Raw genomic sequence first — 19,052 nt, 5'->3', positions numbered from 1 at the left:
TGCCTCCAAATTGACTGGCCATGCCAGCGGCATGACGATACCCGGTGGCAATGGCCGCTCTCGAAGCTTAGTCGACTGGAATTTGGCGGTGTCCGCATTGAGACAGATCAATGCCGAGATCGCCGCGCGGGCTTTAATCGGCGATACGTCTTGCGCAATCGCTGGGCTTACGAACAAGCACGGCGATCAAGGAGAAGTCTAAGCCAAAGGAGCTCAATCATGGTCGATGCAGCAACAAGACTGCCTGTCCAGACCCAACCGGCTCGGTAGTTCTGGGCCGTGCGTCAGCCGTATTCGGACGACAGCATGCGGCGACGACCGTCGGGTGTCGCCGCAATGTTCTTCGGTCGATTGACCGTCAGGCCACTGTAATATGGTCGACGACGGTCTTCACGCCGGCGGCCGACCATGCGGCGTGCTCCGCTGCCCGACGCTCAGGCCATGTTTGAACATGTCCCTCGAGCGTCACGCGTCCGTCGGCGACATCAACACGGATGGCCTTCGCCTCGACTTCGGCATTTCGCTTGAGTGCCTCTTCGATACGGCGCTTTACGTCACCGGTTGATACGTGCGGCGTGACGTCGATCAGATTGAGGATCCCCGAGACGCCCTCGAGTGGTCGGACCGCGGCGGCGGCGGCGTTCTTCTGGTACTGCCACTCGACCTTGCCGCTGAGAGTGACGAAGCCCTTCTGGACCTTCACCTGGACTGCACCCGTCGGGACGACCGTGTTCCAGCTGATCGTGTTCAGCGCGCGCCTGGCGATCTCGTCGTCTGCGGTACGGTGTTGCCCGAAGGCTCTGACCTCGATTTCCTCGGCGATCCCCTTGACCCCTTTTACGCGTTTGACGACATTCTCGACCGTCGACTTCTGTACGTAGGTGGGCACGTGGCCCGTCAGGGTCACGACGCCTGAGTGGACCGCGACGCCAATGTTGGCAGCCGCGATGCTCGGTTCAAATTCGAGTTCATCCATGATGTCTTGTCTTAGTGTGATATCGGTCATGTCTGTCTCCTTTTCAGTGCCGGAGGCTTCGTGCCTGGCGCGGTGCTGATGATGATGCAGCTTCAAAGTGCCGCATGATGCGGATCAAGTGACCCGCATCAAACTCGTTTCGTCAGCGCGCCATGAGGACAGGCAGTTTTGAGCTCTTGATCATTGTTCGAGTGACGCCGCCGAAAATGCGTTCGCGAAGGCGCGAATGACCATAGCCGCCCATGACGATGAGATCGGCGGAGATGTCTATGGCGTGCTGGTTCAACACGTCCGATATGTCTCGCCCGGCGCTCGGCAGCCGATCCACTATGGCGTTCACGTCATGTCGTGCAAGATAGAGGGCGATGTCGGCGCCCGGTTCTGCGCCGTTTCGCCCGTACGATGCGTTGGGATCGACGAGCGTGATGTGGACCTCGGCTCCGACCATGATATCAAGCGCTTCGCGCGCGCCGCGTGACGCTTCCAAGGTGGAATCCCATGCCAACAGAACTGTCTTGGGTTTCAAAGACGGAATTTTCTTGTCTGGAACGATGAGTACCGGCCGCATGGCCTCGAACAGTGCGGCATTCACCGTGTGCCATTTCAGCTCGTCGTCGGCGCCAAACAGCGACGGTCCGACGACCACCAGGTCGGAATAGCGGGCATAGTTGCCGATGTCGGCGTCGGCGTAAGCGCTATCCAGCCATAGGCTCTCCACCTCGTAGGAGATCTCCTTGCACTGGAGCAAGTCTTTCAATGCTTGCGCTTCCGCCTCGAGTTTTCCGATGTTCCGCTCCCGCTCCTCGACCCAGACAGATGATGTGCCCAGAGCGTAGTCGCCGACGGGCGATGTCGCCTCGAGCGACACGATCAGCAGCTTCAGGTGCGCTGCGAGCTCTGTGCACAGAGCGGTTGCGATTTCAACGTCGGCCGCTGATTGACGCATGTCGACGACGCTAAGAATTGTCTTGAAGGACATGATTTGGCTCCCGGGCCGACCGAAAGGCCGCCACGACCGAATTCTAACCGATCCGAATCGAGCGGCCTTGATCTTCGTCAACGCCGGGATTGCCGACCGGTCGCTTTTCGTCGCTTTGGTTTGATCCTGGTCAATGCCGTTGCGGCGGATATCGGCAGACTAAGCTAAGCTGAATCTATGAAGGGATTGAGACAATGCTCAGAGCCAAACGTGACGCCCTAGGCGGTGCAGCCTGCAAGGCTATCCCTTCGCTCGGCGAGATCGAAGGTCGCATGATGATCCTCGAACTGGTCGCACTGACGTCCTTGTCGAGGCTCCTTAGCGACCATGGCAAGAAGGGCCGGGCTGAGCTCATCAAGGCGATGCGCCATGCGATCGACCGGAAATGCCACGACGCCAGCCTGTGCGGTCATGATACCAAATCAGCGGAAGACTATGCCGAGGAACTGCTGGCCTCGGCGCAGGAGCAAGCACAAGAACGGGCGGCGCTCCGGGAGCATTCCTAGGCATCGGCGATCTCGACTAACCCTCGGCAATCATACGGAGAACTGCCATGCAGGCGAAAGACATTATGACCGGGGGCGTGATTTCGGTCGCTCCGACGACCAGCGTCCGCAACGCGGCGCTGCTGATGCTGGCAAATGGCGTCAGCGGCCTGCCTGTTATGCAAGACAACGAAGTCTGCGGGATCCTGACGGAAGGCGATCTCATTCGGCGCGTGGGGACAAACTGGGCTGCGAAGCCCGCCAATTACAACGACAGAACCGAATTGCAGAGTTACATCCAGACCTACGGCTGGTCGGTCGGGGACGCAATGATCTCTGACGTAGTCACCATTGCCCCCACCATTGACGTCGGACAGATCGGCGCTCTGATGTTGTCGCACAAGATCAAGCGCTTGCCTGTCGTGGAGGACCGCCATCTGGTCGGCATCGTCAGCCGATGCGACTTGCTGGGGCTCATCATCGACACTCGTTCGGAGATCGTTGCGACTGGCGACGAGGCGATAAAGCTGGCCATTGCCACCCGCCTGAAGACCGACCTCGGGCTCGGAAGTGAAAGGGTCGGCGTCACCGTGAAAAATGCACAGGTTTCCGTCGTCGGAACCATCGACACTGAGTTGCAGCGCCGGGCCATCAGAACGCTTGTCGAAAACATCCGCGGCGTCAACGGCTATGTGGACGGCACGTCACCTCGGGACTGATGGGTGAGGTCCGCAAGCAGCTGGATTTGGGCATGTTTAGGAGAAAGCACTATGGAAAACAGACAAGAGCAGCATCGCCACAACGTGGTTGAACGTACCAGCACGATCGACGAGATCGCTCATATCATGCGTCGCGACGGCATTGATACCGTCCTGGTCGTCGAAAATGGCGTTCTTATCGGCAGCGTCACCGATCGCGATCTCGCCATCAAGGGCCTGGCGCCAGGACTGCACCCGCGCGCGCACCGCTTGGGATGTCTTGACGCCCACGCCCGATCGGTGCCTGGCCGAGTCGATACGTCGCGCTGAACTCCATGGAGAAAAATAGGCGATTGTCGCGATCGAGTGCGTCGAACGGCCAGGCGCATCATTTGTGCTTACGCAAGAACTTCAAGTCCGCATTTCGCCCGTTTGCGAGCTGATGTGACGAGTTTGGAACTCCGCGCTTCAACGCGGTGCCAACCGTCGAGCGGTTTATGCGGTCTATGTGATCGAACGGATCAACTGGTACTTCACCTGTGTGACCTTGAAGTTGCGATACCAATCGATCAACTCGCTCCAAGGATCGTTGATCTTCGCCAAGCCGGAAATGAAGGCGACGACCGTGCCGATCTGCGTCTTTCCTGTCACGACGTAGTAGCCGCCGAGTGCGAAGATCCCGGCATAACCAAGCTGGGTCATCAGATTCATTGAAAAATTCATGGAAAATTTGAATTTGTAGATGCTCATATTCGTCGCAAAAAGCTCGCCGATACCGATCGGCGACACCGCCGCGGCGGCGTCACCGGATGTGTCGATGATCTCTTGGCTTAGATCCCGCGTCACGATTATCCTTTTCTCGACCCGCTTGTTGATAGCCCGCTGCATCAGCGGCACAAAGCCGACTTGCGGGAGAAAAATGACGCCGACAATCAACGCCATGAGCGGCTGGAGATAGAACAGATATCCGCAAACGCCCGCGAGAATTCCGACCTGCAAAATAGGTTGCGCGAAGCAAGCGCCAACAAACCCTCCAACGGGCTCGGCCTCTTCCAGCACGATCGAGAGCTGTATCGCTTCGTTTGCCAACCTTGGAAGCAGGACCCCTCCCGGTTCGGATTTCCGAAGAACAAAAAGTCGCAACCATTGGATCGCCCGCTCGCCGATCCAGCTCGTATAGAGGTTGAAGATGACTTTGATCAGTCCTTCCGAGCAGGTGAGTGCCAAATAGACAACCACCAGCAGAGCGATCGAACTGAACGAGCCCGTGGTAGTCGAGGCATTCACGATGCGCCGCTGGACTTCGAGTGGTGCGGTTCCAAGGGCAAAAAGAGCGACGGACAGCGTGACCATGGCAACTTGATGCCATTTGCCAAATGACAGAACAAAACTGAGAAGATTTGGCGGCAACGCGTCGTCCTTTCTTGGCTATTCAACCAACGGTATATTGAGAGAAGCTGCAGGAGGGTCATTGATTTCAGTCAATGAGGGCCACGCCACTGCGAAGCGCTCGTATTCGCTTGAGATCCTACCATTTTGAGCAAGCTCGACGGCATCAATTCGCAAATGGGGGTAGCGCAGCGCACTGTGAGGGCCATGGCTTCCACGAAAATCGGGGCGCCGTCGTCTCAATGGCGTGGCAATCCCCGTCGCTTGGTCGTTCTGCGAAGGTGTGCTTCGCGCCCCCGAGCGAAGAACCATCGTTTCGTCGCCTCGGAGACGATCACATAAAGTATCGAAATCGCGAGGAGGCCCGCTACGATCGGAAGTGGAAGTGCGATGAAGCCGAACCAAGCGGCGAACGGCAGATATGGGAACACTACGGCAAGAAGGGCTATCCCCAGTGTCAGCATTGTGAGCATGGGGCTCGGGCGACTTTTCCAGAAGGCCATATGGGTCCGCACGACGAGGACGATGGCAAGTTGGGTAATCAGCGACTCCACAAACCAAGCGGTCCGAAATGTGTCCGCTGTCGCGTGCATCGCCAAGAGCAGAAAGCCGAAAGTCAGAAAGTCGAACGCTGAGCTGACAAGCCCGAAACTGACCATGAAGCGGCGCACCTGACCGATATCCCATCGGCGTGGTATCTCGACCTGCTCGGGATCCACGTTGTCTCCGGCGATGGCAAGCGAAGGCACGGACGACAACAGGTTGTTCAGCAGGATCTGTTTGGCAAGCAGAGGCAGAAAAGGGAGAAAGAGCGAAGCGCAAGCCATGCTGATCATGTTGCCGAAGTTCGCGCTTGTGGTGATCGAAACATATTTCATGGTATTGGAAAAGGTCCGGCGCCCGTCATCGATGCCACGCAAAAGAACGCCCAGATCCTGCTTCAAGAGGATCATGTCGGCGGCCTCGCGCGCAACATCGACAGCAGTGTCGACGGAAATGCCGATATCGGCTTCGTGCAGCGCCGGCGCATCGTTTATGCCGTCGCCCATGTAGCCGACGACGTGACCGTGCCGACGCAACGCCTCGATAATGCGTTCCTTTTGATTTGGGTCGATCTCAACGAACAGATCTGTCTTGGGCGCCAGACGAAGCAGGCCGTCCTTTGTCATATGCGACAGCTCTTCGCCGGTCATGACCCGGCCCACCTTAATGCCGATCGCCGCGGCAAGGTGACGTGCAACGTAGCGGTTGTCGCCGGTGATGACTTTGATGGCGATACCACGCGCTGAAAGTGCCGAAAGCGTTTCCGCTACGCCTGATTTCGGCGGATCGAGAAAGAGAAGAAAACCCGCGAATGCAAGCCCGGTCTCGTCCTGGCGACGATATGCGGCTTGTCGATCGATCCGGCGCACCGCCAATCCAAGTACGCGGAATCCCTGTGCGCTCCATGCCTGGAATTTCTCGTCGATGTGTTTGCGGCGGGTGTCGTCAAGGGCTTCAGATTGCTGCCCGTTGAGGACGCAGGAGCAAATCGCCAAGACGTTGCTGACCGCTCCCTTGCAGATCATCAGGTCGGACGTCGGTTGGGTCGCCTCCCGGATGACGACGGTTAACCTCTTGCGAATGAAGTCATAGGGTATTTCGTCAACTTTCGAATATTGCGAGAGATTTGCGTCTTTTGCCGCCAATGCGATCGCATCATCCAACGGATTGGCAAGCCCCGTTTGCAATGTCGCGTTGAGCGTTGCCCACAATGTGACATCGGAAGAAGTCTGTCCCTCGCTGTCGAAGCAGCCGTCGAGATGAATGACGCCTTCGGTCAGCGTGCCCGTCTTGTCGGTACAAAGGATGTCCATGCTACCAAGGTTTTCAATCGCCTCCAGCTTGCGCACGATGACGCCGTTCTTTGCCATGGCGCGCGCACCGCGTGCCAACGTCACGCTGATGATCGCCGGCAGCAATTCCGGGGTCAGGCCGACGGCAAGGGCAAGCGAAAACAGGAGCGATTCGATGAGGGGACGATGCAGAAGAAGATTGGCGACGAAGACAACGATGACGATCGCCAACATCACTTCGGTCATGAGCGTTCCGAAACGGCGGATACCCTTGGCGAACCCGGTTTCGGGGGCTTGACGCTCGATTGCCGCAGCGATGCTGGCAAATTCGGTCGTTCCGCCGGTACGTGTCGTGAGCACGGTCGCCGTCCCACTTCGCACCGATGTGCCTGTGAAGACGACGTTGGTCCTTTGCCCCAGGGTCGCGTCCGCGCTTGTCTCGCCAGCCGATTTCACCACCGGAAACGTCTCGCCTGTCAGCGCAGCTTCACTGACATTGAAATCGCGGGAATCAAGGATGACGCCGTCGGCTGGGATCAAGTTGCCCGCCGACAATTTCACGATGTCTCCGGGCACGACATCCTCGACAGGGACCGCCAGTTCTTTTCCATCCCGCACGACCGTTGCTTTAGTGGAAATTGTCCGGCGAAGGCTCTCCATCGTTTTCGACGCGCGGTATTCCTGGCTAAAGCTGAGCACACAGCTTGCCAGTACGATCAGACTGATGATCAGCGCATCGCTTATGTCCCCGACGGTGGCCGAAACAATCGCAGCAAAGATGAGAATGAGAACGAGTGGATTGCGAAATTGCCTGGCAAAGGTGCCAATGGCGGTGGTGCGGGACCGACGGCCAATCGTGTTGGGCCCCGCCTTGGCGAGACGTTCCCTTGCATTGGTGGCGGAGAGGCCACCCGCATTTGTGTGGTACTCCGTCAGCAATTGGGAAGCCGGGTGCGCCCAATACGCGTTCTGCGTTCCGGGTTCGCCGGAAGCAAGGGGGATTGTCATGGTGTCAGCTTGCACGGAAAGGTCCCCAAGTGGCGCTCGTAGAATTGACATTGCTCGCAATGATGCCGAATTGCAGGTCACAGTTCCCGCGCGGCGCCTGGCGGAGGCATGGTCATGCCGGACATCGGATCAACCCAGGTGAGTTCATCCGTCACCGCTTTTACGCCCGCCACATTCTCCGCCGCAACGCGTGCGGCCTGTCTCTCGCGCTCATCGAAGATGACGCCGCTGAGTGTTGCCACGCCCGACTTCACGCCCACTTGGATTGTCCAATTCCCGCTCCAGGAGGGTCGACGCAATTCGGTGATAATGGCATCCTGCAATGCATCATCGTTCCTTGCAACCGTATCGATGGGCAATTGGGCGGCAAGGGCCCGCAAGAGGTCTGACCGGCAAACGATACCCGCGAGCCTGTTGTCCAAGATCACCGGAAGCCGCTTGATGTTGCGATCGATCATTTGCGTGACGACCTCGTCCAGTGTTGCATCGGGCCGAGTGCACACGACGTTATCGGACATGATCTCCTCGATCTTTCGCCCGTGGGCGCGGACGTACTCGTCCGCAGCCTTGCCGGGGCTCAGAAAGAATTCGAGCCATCTGGAACGCTTTTGCTCGGTCCCAAGTTCGCCACGACGAAGGAAATCGCCCTCTGTTATCATTCCGACCAGCGTCCCGTTTGCGAGGACGACGGGCAGTCCACTGATGTGATGGTTGAGCATAAGGTCGGCGGCTTCGCCGATCGATGCGGACGGCTCAATCGTAATGACGGGCGACGTCATGATATCTCTGGCAAGCATGGCAATAGCTCCCGGTTGAAGTCGTTAGAACGTATGGGTCAGGGGGGCGGGCCGGCCTAGTGCCGATCGATCAGCACCGCGCAAGTGGCACGGTGTGTGATGTGGTCGACGACTGACCCGAAAAACATATCCGTTACATCCTTGATGTGCGAACCGACGATGATGAGGTCCGCTCGCTGCTCGCGCGCGATAGTCAGGATGGTCGGCGCCGTACGCCCGGCTCCAACGACCAAGAGCGCTTGGACATCCAGACGCGCACAAAGCGATTTCAACTTTTCCTCGGCGTCCTGCATCCAACTCAGCTCGAAGCTCGATGGCAAAGATTGAGCAACATAGTGAGGCACGGATTCGAGAACATGGACGAGGACGATCTGACCATCACGGTCGATCAATTCGGACGCCCGACGCAGGATGTGCTCGGCCTTTTCTCGCGGGCCGAGCCCGATCGCACAGATTATCTTCGAATACATCGCTGATCTCTCTTCTGACGTTGAGGCAATTGATTTCATTATTATGTCGCAAGCAGCGAGCTCGCGTTGACCGAAATCAATCGTTCATGCCATGCGCACCGGAGTTTGATCCGTCGCCAAGTCGAATTTCCTTGACTGAGATCAATGCGGCCATGGAGTTGTTGAACAAGTGTGCACTCGATCAATGAGGAAACATGCTCGAAGACCGCTTTTTACTTGAGGCGATCGCAAGCACCGAGCAATCAAGCACAACGGGATGACACGATGAACGCTCTTGCAACTGTTCCGGCGCCACTAGGCGTGGACGAACTGCGCAAAATCGATGCATGGTGGAGGGCTGCGAACTACCTGAACATCGGCCAGATCTACCTTTGCGCAAATCCGTTGCTCAAGGAGAAGCTGACGGTACAGCACATCAAGCCGCGGCTGCTCGGTCATTGGGGTACGTCACCCGGCCTCAATCTGATTTATGTCCACCTTAACCGACTGATCAAGAAATATGATCTCAATGCCATCTACATGGCAGGACCCGGCCACGGAGGTCCCGCACTGATCGCCAACGTCTGGCTTGAGGGAAGTTATACCGAGTTCTACCCCGACATCACCCGTGATGAGGGTGGAATGCTTCGGCTTTTTCGGCAGTTTTCCACGCCAGGCGGCGTGCCGAGCCATGTCAGCGTTCCGACACCTGGATCCATCCACGAGGGTGGTGAACTCGGCTATGTCCTGGTCCATGCCTTCGGTGCTGTTATGGACAACCCTGATCTTTTGGTTGCGGCGGTTGTTGGGGACGGGGAATCGGAAACCGGGCCGCTCGCTGGAAGCTGGAAGAGCATCGATTTCATCAACCCGAAACGGGACGGAGCGGTCTTGCCGATCCTGCATCTGAATGGCTACAAGATCTCCGGCCCGACGGTGTGGGGCCGGCACAGCGATGCTGACTTGGCGAAATTTTTCGAAGGTCAAGGCTATCGGCCGTATTTTGTCGAGGGCGACGTCCCTGAGATCGTACATCGGGATTTTGCGCGTACGCTGGAAACGGCCGTGCTGGCCGTCCGCGCCATCCAGAAGGAAGCACGCGGAGAGGGCCCGAGCGTCCGGCCGCTCTGGCCCGTGATCATCCTTCGCACGCCAAAGGGTTGGACCGGACCAAAGATGGTCGATGGTCTGCAGATCGAGGGCACGTTTCGCGCTCACCAGGTCCCGGTGTCGGATGTCCTTACCAAGCCTGAGCACCTGCAAATCCTGGAGGACTGGATGCACAGCTATCGACCGGAGGAGCTGTTCGACGATGGAGGTCGTTTTCGCTCCGAATATGCCGATCTTGCCCCGGCTGGTCCGCGTCGTATGGGATCAAATCCACATGCCAATGGCGGGTTGTTGACCGTGCCGCTGGCGCTTCCCGACTTCAACGCGTACGAGGTCAAGTTCGAACAACGAGCGCGGGACAGGGTCGGATCGACGGTAGTGCTCGGCGAATACCTTCGGGATATCTACGAGAGCAACCCCGACAATTTCCGGCTGTTTTGTCCAGACGAGACAAATTCGAACAGGCTCGGCGCCGTGTTCGATGTTTCCGATCGGTGCCTGGTCAGCGACATCTTGCCAGGCGACGACCATGTATCGCACGAGGGGCGAGTGATGGAGGTGTTGAGCGAGCATTGCTGTCACGGATGGCTCGAGGGCTACACGCTGACAGGGCGCCATGGCCTGTTCGCCACCTATGAGGCCTTTGCGATGATCATCGACTCCATGTCGATGCAGCATGGCAAGTGGCTCGAACATGCCAAGCGAGTACCATGGCGCGCCGACGTACCGTCGCTCAACTATCTCCTGACGTCGACATGCTGGCGCAACGACCACAACGGCTTCAGCCATCAGGGGCCCGGCTTTATCGATACAGTCATTCACCGCAAGCCGACGGTGGCCCGTGTCTATCTTCCAGCCGATGCTAACAGCCTGCTTTCCGTCGCCGACCATTGCCTCCGAAGCGTCAACTACTTGAATCTAATCGTCATCGACAAGCAGCCGCAACTGCAGTGGCTGACGATGGAGGAGGCCAAAGCCCATTGTGCCAAGGGTGCGGGCATTTGGGACATGTACAGCAACCAGCCCCAGCAGCCGGACGTCGTTCTGGCCTGTGCCGGCGATATCCCTACGCAAGAGGTGATTGCCGCCGCCTGGATGTTGCGGCAACACGCGCCTGAACTGAAGGTTCGAGTCGTCAACGTCGTTGATCTCATGCGGCTCTGCCCCGCCGATCGGCATCCGCACGGGATGATAGACGCCGATTTCGTCGACATATTCACCGCCGCCGCCCCGGTGATCTTCGCCTTTCACGGCTATCCCGGCGTGATTCACGAGCTGCTGCACGGACGTGAGGCGCATGACAGATTTCATGTTCGTGGTTATTTGGAAGAGGGCACGACGACGACACCTTTTGATATGGTGGTCCTGAACAAGATGAGCCGCCTCCATCTCTGCTTGGATGTGCTTCGGTACGTTCCCGGTATGCTGGTCAAGCAGGGCAGGTTGGTTGCGCATTGCACCGAACTGCTCAAAGAGCATGATCGATATATCCGCGAATATTTTGATGATCTGCCCGAGATTAAGGGCTGGGTGTGGTCGGAACCGGCGTAGTTCGTCACGATGCACAGCTGAAGCGCTAGCCCATCAAGGTCGGAGCACGGATGGTGACTGGCAAACTCGTCGCGGCCAAACCGCTAGCGGTGATCGATATCGGACTGGGGTCATAGCCAGATTATCAATGGTCAGCTCAAGACTCAGATCGACGATCTGCTGAGCCCCGGGTCGCAAAGCTCGAAAGCAAAGCCCTTCCGGCAAACAAGCTCCTGCGAATGACCGATACGGAACACTTCCGTTTCGAGACCGACGTCGAATGTATGGCCGGGCTTAGCTCTCCGATGGAGGCGATGACGCCGTTGCCGCTGGTTCGGTGCTCCTTGATACATTGATACCGAAGAGGCTCAGTTCGTCGCAATTAGTGGCCTGTGTCAGATGCCTGTTCAATCGCCTCAGCTGCGACATACATCAGCTCATGCATCTTTTCGCGAAGGAACTCTTCATCGACCGCTTGGTCGGCGGCTCCAAGATCAGCGACTATTTTTTGGATAAGACTTGCGTCGCCTGGCGATGCTAAGCCGGTGTCGAGGACCTCATTCACATATGCTTCGACATCGTTTCGATCGATGATACCCGCAACCCTTTCTTCCAAGAGGCGATTTCGTCGAGTCCTGACCTTAAAAGCTCGTTCAAAATCAAGAATATACTTATCCCCCAAAGCCCGTCGTCTATCATCCAAACTTGCCCAAGCTTGTCTTCCTCCACTCGACAACCTCAAAGTGACATCTCCGGCCGAGCCGAACTCTCCTTTGATTCATCCGGGATTTCGGTCATCGTCGCTTCGGTCAGAAGCAGTACGCTCGCGACCGAGACTGCATTCTCCAGTGCGATGCGAACGACTTTCGTTGATCGACAATACCCGCTTCAAACATGTCGACAAAGACCTTGCGGCCGGCGTCATAACCGTAACTGCCCGCTGCTGGGCGAAACAGAACCTGTTTATGCGTCATAGCGAAGCCTTCATTTTATGCGCAAAGATTACAAGACATCACACTCGTTCAGCTCCGCCTTGCGCGCATTGATTTTAGTCAATGGCAAGCTTCCTGATGGTGTGGCAAGGCAAAGCCGATATTGGCGAAAGGGACATCAGTCTGGATAGTCCATTCGAGCTGTTCACGGTTCTGCGGTTCGGGGCGTTGCTTGGCGTTCTAACCTTCATATCGAAGTTCATGATCGACCAGCTTGGAGCATCGGCGATTTTCGGAGTCGCACTGCTTTCGGGACTTGTCGATCTCGATGCAATCACACTGTCGACGACGCGCATGGCGGGTTCGGTGCTCACCACGCAGGTGGCAACGACCGCCATCCTTTTGGCCGCTGCAGTCAACCTGATAGCGAAGATGGTGTTGGCCATTCTGTTTGGAAGTCGGTCCTATGCCATGGCGCTGGCCATCGCGACGGTAACCGCCCTTTTGGCCGGTACCGCAAGTTATATCGGGGCTCGTGGCTTTGCCTGACCATTGGACACAAGGGCGAAACAGGCCAGTCACGAACAATCTGCAGCGTCACGGCACCGAACCTAGCGGCTTGCCGCGCGATCGGTAATTATAGATTTCGACAAGCGCAAGCTGCCGCCGGGTCTGTGCTGCGTCTTTCGCCGCCATGGCCGATGTCCACAACGATATTTGATCTAGCGCAAGGACGGTGGGTGGCGCCGCGAGTAGGATGACGGCCAGGATTAAGAGCAATTATGCTGCCGTCCTGAAAGAGGTCGCTATGATAACCATACCGAGAAGAGTAGTACTCGGGCTTGCCGCCGCAATGCTCATAGCCGGCAGTGTCGGCGCCGTCCAGGCTGCTGCGCTCGTCAAGGTCTCGCTGTGGGACAAGGGCGCGAATATGGATATGCCAACGGGTCTTACCTATGCAGCCCCAGGACTCAATCTCGCCAATGCGACTATGGGGATCAAGGCTTTACCCGGTGCGGTAAAGGCCGGGAAGGTCACATTCAATGTGAAAAATGACTCCAAGGACACCATTCACGAAATGATCGTGATGTACCTTGCCGACCCCGGTAAACCGCTTCCCTACATCGCGGCCGAGAATCGGGTCGACGAAGACAAAGCTGGCGACAAGGGCGAAGTTTCGGAGCTTGATCCCGGCAAATCAGGCACATTGACCGTCGAACTCAAGGCTGGAAAATACCTACTTATCTGCAACGTTCCAGGTCACTATGCAGCCGGCATGTGGGCCGAATTCACCGTCAATCCCTAGGCCCTGAACCAGCCAGCCCTTGGCCGCAGCCTGTGACTGTCGCAATTTTCGATAGTTTGCCGGGATCGTCAGGGCTGTCGGTTTCGCTGCACGACGACAAGGTCAACGGTTGGGCGTACAGCGGGTGGCCTGGGCAGGCCGAACTGGGCGCCCGCCAATGCCGCTCGGGTCGTTGTCGGCGACACCTGCGGTGAGACCAGGGCCGACACGGGCGAGTAGATGTTCCTTTAACTGGACGCGCCATCCCGATATGGAAGAACGAAGCATCCTCTTCTGGGCGGCGATTTCCGCCGCCCAGAATTCTGGTTTGAAGTCGTTGGCTCTGGCCTCTTTCAAGAAGTGGTTGGCTCTGAATAGGTTTACGGCGATCGAAGTGTGCGTTCCGGTTTGTAGGGCCTCATTCATCCCGGAGCATACCCATTCATAATCCTTTAGAGACAAGCTAGAGATTTCCCACCGCCCATCCTCGCGCTTGACCAATCTAAAATCGGCATGCAGCGGATGGGACGCGTCCAGACCTGCTCCTGCCAGAAGTACTTCTTCGGTTCGAGAGTATTCGCCACTCAAGGAGTTCATTGGGGCTGAAAGTCCGATCTTTGCATTCTCTGCGGCGTCACTCGAACAATGATCAAGAGCTCAAAACGACCTGTCCTCAGGGTGCGGTGACGAAACGGGTTTGATGCGGGTCACTTGATCCGCGTCAATGCGGCACTTTGAGAAGTCCCCCCCGCAAAGCCAGGGTCCGCAAGTGACAATCATGTTGTCCGCGGCAGGCAATATGGGAGCGAATTCGGTCGGGCTTTTCCTGATTCTAATTGATCAGAATCAACGGCGTGCGTCGCATCCAGACTAAGGTGAAAGCAAGAACAGGCATGCCCAGCCAGTTTCTGCCCCATGTCTTGTGGACAATGGAAACCGCCAATGACTGATATTGAGATCGCCGTCCCGAAGAGAACGCTCCGGTCTTCCATATCGGGATGGCTGGTCCGATTGAAGGAACATCCACTCGCACATGTCGGACCTGGTCTCATCACAGGTGTCGCCGATGATGATCCAAGTGGCATTGCCACCTATTCCCAGGCGGGCGCACAGTTCGGCCTGAACATGCTCTGGACAATGCCTGTTTCTTTCCCGCTGATGGCCGTCGTCCAGTCGACCTGTGCCCGTATCGGGCGGGTGACGGGAAAGGGGCTGGCGGCCAACATAAAGATGGCTTTCCCGCCCGCTGTGCTAATCGGCGTTGTGCTGTCGCTGTTGATTGCCAACGTCCTGAATATCGCCGCAGATGTGGCCGCGATGGGCGAGGTCGCAGAGCTTGTCACCGGACTAGATCGACATCTGATGACGACGGTCTTCGTCTTCGGGACTCTGGTGCTTCAAATTTTCATCCCTTACCACCGCTATGTCTCGCTTTTGAAGTGGCTGACCGTGTCGCTGCTGGCCTATGCCGCAGTCCTTTTCACGGTCCACATCGACTGGCAGCAGGTCGCACTCAGGACGATCTGGCCGCAAATCACACCGACATCGACCTATGCGGCCGTCGTGGTCGGGGTATTTGGAACGACAATCAGTCCGTACTTGTTCTTCTGGCAGGCGTCGGAAGAGGTTGAGGACCTCCATCAGCACCGTGGCGCGACCCCACTTCTCAATGATTCTGGGGCAGCCTCTGGCGAGCTGCGAAGGATTGGCTGGGACACATGGAGCGGCATGCTCTATTCCAATCTCACAGCGTTCTTCATCATACTCGCAACCGCGGTAACGCTGAACGTTGCGGGCATCACCGATATCGATACGGCCGCCGAAGCCGCAAACGCATTGCGGCCACTGGCTGGGCAGTTCGCATCGTTGGTATTCGCCCTTGGAATTCTCGGGGTCGGACTGATCGGGGTGCCTGTCCTTGCGGGATCGGCCGGCTACGCCTGTGCCGAAGCGTTGGGCTGGAAGTCTGGGCTCGAACGCAATCCGAGCGATGCACGCGGGTTCTACACCGTGATCGCCGTCAGCGTCCTTCTTGCACTCGGCATTCAGTACTCGCCGATCACGCCGATGAAGGCATTGTTCTGGAGCGCCGTCATAAATGGAGTACTGGCAGTCCCACTGATGGCGGTGATCCTGTTGCTGGCCTCCAGTCCGAAGGTCATGGGCCGCTTCACCATCGGCTGGGTCTCGTCCACAATCGGGTGGGCTGCGGTCGCCCTTATGGCCGCCGCTGCTTTGCTCATGTTGCTGCCCAATTGATGGGCAGACGCCGATCAGCGGCAGTGTGCGACCGGCCGCTACGGCCAACCCGCTACGGTTCTTCAGCCTTCCAATGGTCTCCAAGCGCCTTTCTGCCCGTCAAGTCCTGAACGGTGACGCGAAAGAAGATGGTGTCAGGGTGGTGTTCCTGTTCTTCCTGATGCGGCCTGATGCGGCCTGATCGCGCCCGATTCCCACCAGTCGTTATGCTGCTGCAGAAGCCCCCATGCGCGCATACGCTCGTCGTGCCACTGGTCATTGTCAGGGAGTTCCTGGTAGACGCCGCGCGCCACGACGCTTTCCCAGCAACGATGCTCACGGAGCACATCGACCTCGATACAGACATGGGGGTTCTCGCGCATCCATTCGATCTTTCGCCCGGCCAAAGAAAAGCTGTAAAAGCGATCGACTACGAAGGCGTAGTGTATGGGCAGAACATAGGCCCAGTCGTCCTTGGAGCAAGCAAGCCGACCGACCCGATGCCGGGACAAGAACGCGACGCACTCCTCCCATCTCAGTGACGTGATGATCATGGTGGTGCTCCTTTCGTTGGGCGTTCAGGATGGGGCTACACCGCCTTCTCCGCGTTGATCCGTGTCAATCCAGGCGTCCTGCGCGCCGCTATATCCGCATCGTCCGGCCGTGCAAGCGCACGCAATGCGTTGAGGATGACCGCAACATCGATGACCTCCTGGAGCAACGCACCTTCTAGGGGAGGCAGATACCCAAACGCAGCCGCGCACATTCCAACGACCGACAGACCAAGGCCAACAATCACGCTCTGACGGGCGATGCCGACTGTGCGGCGCGCAATGACAATGGCGTCAGCCAAGGGGTCCAGTCGATCAACGAGCAGCACCACTCCCGCCGCCTCCGATGATGCTGCCGTTCCGCGGGCGCCGAGGGCCACACCAACATCGGCCGCGGCAAGCGCAGGCGCGTCGTTCACGCCATCACCGACCATCATGACAGGCCCGAAACTCTTCGCCGCAATGACGGCCGCCACTTTCGAGGCCGGTGTCTGCTCGCCGAGAACCTGCTCGATGCCAAGTGTCTTGCCGACGTGCGATGCGATATCGTTCCGATCCCCCGAAGCAAGGACGATCCTTCTGATCCCGGCTTTTCTCATTCGCTCAAGGACGGCAATCGCTTCTGAGCGAACCGGATCGGCCAGGACGATTGTGCCGGCAATGATACCGTCGATTGCCACCGTGACCGCAGCCTCTCCTGGCCGGTGGCTTTCCGTGAACGCGCGCGTGTTCTCTGTGGAACTCCGGCTCTTCACGAAGCTGCCGCCACCAATGACGACGCGGCGGCCATTGACCCGTCCTTCCAGTCCGCTTCCGGCAATCTCTTCGACACTATCTGGCGGCGTGAGTTGAAGGCCGCGTTCGTGTGCAGCCGTGATCAACACCTCTGCCATAACGTGGCCTGATGCCTGATCCAGGGAAGCCGCCAGACGCAGGACCTCGTCCTTCTCGACCCAGTCGGCATTGCCGATCGCAACGATGCGGGCCCCGCCGTGGGTGAGTGTGCCTGTCTTGTCGAGGATCGCGACGCGCACGCGGCTCAGGGCTTCAAGAACACCGCCGTCCTTCACCAGGCAGCCGATCGAGGCACAAAGCGAGATACCTGACATGATCGCGACGGGCACAGCCAAAATGAGCGGGCATGGTGTGGCGATGACGAGAACCGCAAGGGCCCGCCGGGTGTCGCCGGATAGGAGCCAGGCGGTGAACGCCATCGACACCGTGACGAGTAGGAACGCCAAACCATATCGGTCGGCCATCCGGGCCATCGGTGCTTTGCTGTTCTGTGCCTTTTCCACCAGGCGGACGACGGCGGCATAGGTGCTGTCGGCGGCGGGGCGAAGCGCCTTGATCTCAAAGACTGGACCGATCGAAGTGGTCCCGCTTAGGACCTCGTCCCCAACATGATGGTCCACAGGCTGCGCTTCGCCTGTCAGGGCGGATTCATCGAGAACGGCACGGCCTGAGAGCATCGTTCCGTCGACTGGCAGCACTTCACCCTGGCGGATCATGATCCGGTCACCGACGGCAATCTCGGCGATTGACACTTCTTCCAGAAGCTTGTTCCTATATCGGAACGCCGTTCGCGCGACCCTGCCAACTAATGCCGTCATCTCGCGTGCGGCACGACCGGATGCGAATTCCTCGAGCAACTGGCCACCCGCATACATCAGTGCCACGACGTTGGCGGCAAGGCTTTCGCCGAACCACAGCGCGAAGGCCATCGATAGGGCTGCCACGATGTCGAGACCAAAATCGCCGCGCCGCAATGAGCCATAGGTCTGTAACAGAAGTGCTGCAAGAACCGGAAGAGTGGCCAGTACCCACGCGAAATGGGCATTCGAGCGGTTGCCGAGAACCACGCACACCAGCCCGATGGAAAGGCCTGCGCCAGCGCAAACCAGCATCAGCAAACCTCTTTGCTTGAATGGAAAACCCATTGCGTGCTTGTCGCTCGTAACAATGATCACTCGGAGCGCCTTTGGTTGAAAGAGTGGCCGCGCGCCGACCTGGCGCGCCGCGCAAATTTGTCACGGGGCCTCATGATACCTTGATCGGGATCCTCTTTTCGGCTTCCCGGGTTGCGGGAGACTTGGGAAGCTTGATCGTCAGGACGCCCTTGGCAAAACTCGCCGCGATCTTTTCGGCGTCTACTCCATCGGGCAATTTGAGCATCCTCTCGAAAGATCCGTACTGTCGCTCCGAGACGTAGCAGTCACCCTGGTGCTTCTGTTTTTTGTCTCTCTTCTCTCCCTTGATGGCCAGCACGTCATTGGAGATGGTGACGTCGACATTGGCGACGTCCAGTCCAGGAAGTTCGACCGTCAGTTCGTAGGCATTGCCGACCTCGACAAAGTCGACGGAGGGCGAGATCTGCCAGTCCCGCATGGAGGGCATCTCGTAGCTGAACAACGATCGCGTTGTCGGCAATTGCCAGGCGCTCGGGCGCATTTCGTCAAACAGACGGTCGATCTCGCGTCGCAGAGTTTCGATGCGCGACAGGGGTTTGGGTGTCGAAGGGACCGTTTTCTTTTCCGCTGTGACAGGCAGTCTTGTTGCTGCATCGACCATGATTGAGCTCCTTTGGCTTAGACTTCTCCTTGATCGCCGTGCTTGTTCGTAAGCCCAGCGATTGCGCAAGACGTATCGCCGATTAAAGCCCGCGCGGCGATCTCGGCATTGATCTGTCTCAATGCGGACACCGCCAAATTCCAGTCGACTAAGCTTCGAGAGCGGCCATTGCCACCGGGTATCGTCATGCCGCTGGCATGGCCAGTCAATTTGGAGGCA

General features: G+C 57.9%; 19 protein-coding genes and 1 pseudogene. 8 read left to right on the top strand and 12 right to left on the bottom strand.

Going from position 1 to position 19,052, the window contains the following annotated elements; genetic code table 11:
• Positions 1-202 (top strand): hypothetical protein (locus tag AB4Z52_RS34025; RefSeq protein ID WP_442222235.1); only part of this gene is annotated, 202 nt, incomplete at its 5' end.
• Positions 203-358: 156 nt separating this feature from the next.
• On the opposite strand, the gene AB4Z52_RS34020 is transcribed toward AB4Z52_RS34025, so the two are convergent.
• Both AB4Z52_RS34020 and AB4Z52_RS34015 read right to left on the bottom strand, forming a co-directional pair.
• Positions 359-1,006, bottom strand: coding sequence for a BON domain-containing protein (locus tag AB4Z52_RS34020; protein ID WP_442222251.1), 648 nt, complete (start codon positions 1,004-1,006; stop codon positions 359-361).
• 112 nt (positions 1,007-1,118) lie between these two features.
• Complete coding sequence (locus tag AB4Z52_RS34015; RefSeq protein ID WP_442222250.1) at positions 1,119-1,955, bottom strand: universal stress protein; 837 nt, start codon at positions 1,953-1,955, stop codon at positions 1,119-1,121.
• 194 nt (positions 1,956-2,149) lie between these two features.
• On the opposite strand from AB4Z52_RS34015, the gene AB4Z52_RS34010 reads away from it, so the two are divergent.
• Genes AB4Z52_RS34010 through AB4Z52_RS34000 form a run of 3 tightly spaced genes read left to right on the top strand, consistent with a single transcriptional unit; the run spans position 2,150 to position 3,468 of the window.
• The gene (locus AB4Z52_RS34010; protein WP_442222249.1) at positions 2,150-2,461 is read left to right on the top strand and encodes a hypothetical protein; all 312 of its coding nucleotides are present in this window, start codon (positions 2,150-2,152) and stop codon (positions 2,459-2,461) included.
• Between the two features lie 47 nt (positions 2,462-2,508).
• Positions 2,509-3,159, top strand: coding sequence for a CBS domain-containing protein (locus AB4Z52_RS34005; RefSeq protein WP_442222248.1), 651 nt, complete (start codon positions 2,509-2,511; stop codon positions 3,157-3,159).
• Between the two features lie 51 nt (positions 3,160-3,210).
• Complete coding sequence (locus AB4Z52_RS34000) at positions 3,211-3,468, top strand: CBS domain-containing protein (RefSeq protein ID WP_442222247.1); 258 nt, start codon at positions 3,211-3,213, stop codon at positions 3,466-3,468.
• 174 nt (positions 3,469-3,642) lie between these two features.
• On the opposite strand, the gene AB4Z52_RS33995 is transcribed toward AB4Z52_RS34000, so the two are convergent.
• The 4 genes from AB4Z52_RS33995 to AB4Z52_RS33980 form a co-directional block, all read right to left on the bottom strand.
• A complete protein-coding gene (locus tag AB4Z52_RS33995) occupies positions 3,643-4,491 on the bottom strand; it encodes an ABC transporter ATP-binding protein (protein ID WP_442222246.1) in 849 nt (282 codons plus the stop codon).
• A 275-nt stretch (positions 4,492-4,766) separates the two neighbouring features.
• Complete coding sequence (gene mgtA / locus AB4Z52_RS33990) at positions 4,767-7,370, bottom strand: magnesium-translocating P-type ATPase (protein ID WP_442222245.1); 2,604 nt, start codon at positions 7,368-7,370, stop codon at positions 4,767-4,769.
• A gap of 77 nt (positions 7,371-7,447) precedes the next feature.
• On the bottom strand, positions 7,448-8,167 hold the full coding sequence (locus AB4Z52_RS33985; protein ID WP_442222244.1) for a CBS domain-containing protein: 720 nt from the start codon (positions 8,165-8,167) through the stop codon (positions 7,448-7,450).
• Between the two features lie 56 nt (positions 8,168-8,223).
• Positions 8,224-8,637, bottom strand: a complete 414-nt coding sequence (locus AB4Z52_RS33980) for a universal stress protein (protein ID WP_442222243.1) — start codon at positions 8,635-8,637, stop codon at positions 8,224-8,226.
• 264 nt (positions 8,638-8,901) lie between these two features.
• Between AB4Z52_RS33980 and AB4Z52_RS33975 the strand changes: the two genes are divergently transcribed.
• Positions 8,902-11,277, top strand: a complete 2,376-nt coding sequence (locus tag AB4Z52_RS33975; RefSeq protein WP_442222242.1) for a phosphoketolase family protein — start codon at positions 8,902-8,904, stop codon at positions 11,275-11,277.
• 361 nt (positions 11,278-11,638) lie between these two features.
• On the opposite strand, the gene AB4Z52_RS33970 is transcribed toward AB4Z52_RS33975, so the two are convergent.
• Both AB4Z52_RS33970 and groEL read right to left on the bottom strand, forming a co-directional pair.
• Complete coding sequence (locus tag AB4Z52_RS33970; protein ID WP_442222252.1) at positions 11,639-11,959, bottom strand: ATPase inhibitor subunit zeta; 321 nt, start codon at positions 11,957-11,959, stop codon at positions 11,639-11,641.
• Between the two features lie 35 nt (positions 11,960-11,994).
• A pseudogene (gene groEL / locus AB4Z52_RS33965) lies at positions 11,995-12,194 on the bottom strand (chaperonin GroEL); the annotation flags it as partial.
• A 117-nt stretch (positions 12,195-12,311) separates the two neighbouring features.
• Here groEL and AB4Z52_RS33960 point away from each other — a divergent pair.
• The 3 genes from AB4Z52_RS33960 to AB4Z52_RS33950 all read left to right on the top strand — a co-directional run bounded on the left by AB4Z52_RS33960 (position 12,312) and on the right by AB4Z52_RS33950 (position 15,732).
• Positions 12,312-12,737, top strand: a complete 426-nt coding sequence (locus tag AB4Z52_RS33960) for a DUF4010 domain-containing protein (protein ID WP_442222241.1) — start codon at positions 12,312-12,314, stop codon at positions 12,735-12,737.
• Positions 12,738-12,996: 259 nt separating this feature from the next.
• Positions 12,997-13,494: a sulfocyanin-like copper-binding protein gene (locus AB4Z52_RS33955; protein ID WP_442222240.1), complete on the top strand. Its 498-nt coding sequence runs from the start codon at positions 12,997-12,999 to the stop codon at positions 13,492-13,494.
• Between the two features lie 921 nt (positions 13,495-14,415).
• Complete coding sequence (locus AB4Z52_RS33950; protein ID WP_442222239.1) at positions 14,416-15,732, top strand: NRAMP family divalent metal transporter; 1,317 nt, start codon at positions 14,416-14,418, stop codon at positions 15,730-15,732.
• A gap of 134 nt (positions 15,733-15,866) precedes the next feature.
• Here the strand turns inward: AB4Z52_RS33950 and AB4Z52_RS33945 are convergent, their stop codons facing one another.
• From AB4Z52_RS33945 to AB4Z52_RS33930, 4 genes are all read right to left on the bottom strand, one after another.
• Positions 15,867-16,265 (bottom strand): pyridoxamine 5'-phosphate oxidase family protein, encoded by a 399-nt coding sequence (locus AB4Z52_RS33945; RefSeq protein ID WP_442222238.1) that lies wholly within the window; start codon positions 16,263-16,265, stop codon positions 15,867-15,869.
• Positions 16,266-16,300: 35 nt separating this feature from the next.
• The gene (locus AB4Z52_RS33940; RefSeq protein WP_442222237.1) at positions 16,301-18,232 is read right to left on the bottom strand and encodes a heavy metal translocating P-type ATPase; all 1,932 of its coding nucleotides are present in this window, start codon (positions 18,230-18,232) and stop codon (positions 16,301-16,303) included.
• A 70-nt stretch (positions 18,233-18,302) separates the two neighbouring features.
• Positions 18,303-18,833: an Hsp20/alpha crystallin family protein gene (locus AB4Z52_RS33935; protein WP_442222236.1), complete on the bottom strand. Its 531-nt coding sequence runs from the start codon at positions 18,831-18,833 to the stop codon at positions 18,303-18,305.
• A gap of 17 nt (positions 18,834-18,850) precedes the next feature.
• Positions 18,851-19,052 (bottom strand): hypothetical protein (locus AB4Z52_RS33930; RefSeq protein ID WP_442222235.1); only part of this gene is annotated, 202 nt, incomplete at its 5' end.

The organism is Rhizobium sp. 2YAF20, assembly GCF_052114685.1.
Taxonomy (GTDB): Bacteria; Pseudomonadota; Alphaproteobacteria; order Rhizobiales; family Rhizobiaceae; genus Rhizobium.
Note: the sequence above shows the minus strand (reverse complement) of the source record. Positions and strands in the feature narration are given on the sequence as shown.